The sequence below is a fragment of the Aquipuribacter hungaricus genome, from assembly GCF_037860755.1.
Lineage (GTDB): Bacteria > Actinomycetota > Actinomycetes > Actinomycetales > JBBAYJ01 > Aquipuribacter > Aquipuribacter hungaricus.
This window is the reverse complement of sequence record NZ_JBBEOI010000521.1, coordinates 1-613: the sequence shown is the minus strand read 5'-3', so window position 1 is coordinate 613 and position 613 is coordinate 1. Positions and strand designations below refer to the sequence as shown.

Here is a 613-nt window from a genome sequence, read left to right as displayed (position 1 = left end):
CATCTGGGTGACGCCCACCTCCGCGCCGATCTCTGACTGCGTCATTCCCGCGAAGAACCGCAGCGCCAGGATCCGCCGCTCGCGGTCGGGGAGCCGCAGCAGCAGCTCTCGCAGCGCGACCCGGTCCGGGACCAGGTCCACCTCCCCTGTCCCGTCTGGCAGCCAGTCCGCCCAGGTGGACCCGTCCTCACCTCGGGGCGCGTCCAAGGACGTCGTGCTGTACCCCTGCCCGGCCGTCACGGCCTCGATGACCTCCTCCTCCCCCGCACCTGCGGCTACCGCGATCTCTCGGTAGGTCGGGGACCGGCCCAGCTCGTGCGTCAGGCGCTGCACCACCCCCGACAGCTCGGCCGACAGCTCTTGCAACCGCCGTGGCGGGCGCACCGCCCAGCCGTAGTCCCGGAAGTGACGCTTCAGCTCCCCCCGGATCGTCGGCGTCGCGTAGGCCAAGAACACCCGCCCAGGACCGGGCTCGTACCCGTGCACCGCCTTCAACAGCCCCAGCGACGCCACCTGCAGCAAGTCCTCATCGGCCACACCCCGCCCCCGGAACCGCCTCGCCATCCGGCGGGCGGACGGCAGGTACAGCGCGACGACCTCCTCCATCAGAAGT

The 613-nt window shown here is 71.6% G+C and carries 1 protein-coding gene; it reads right to left on the bottom strand.

Annotated elements, in window-relative coordinates:
• On the bottom strand, positions 1–613 hold a 613-nt coding region (locus WCS02_RS20960; protein ID WP_340296236.1), incomplete at both ends, for a sigma-70 family RNA polymerase sigma factor.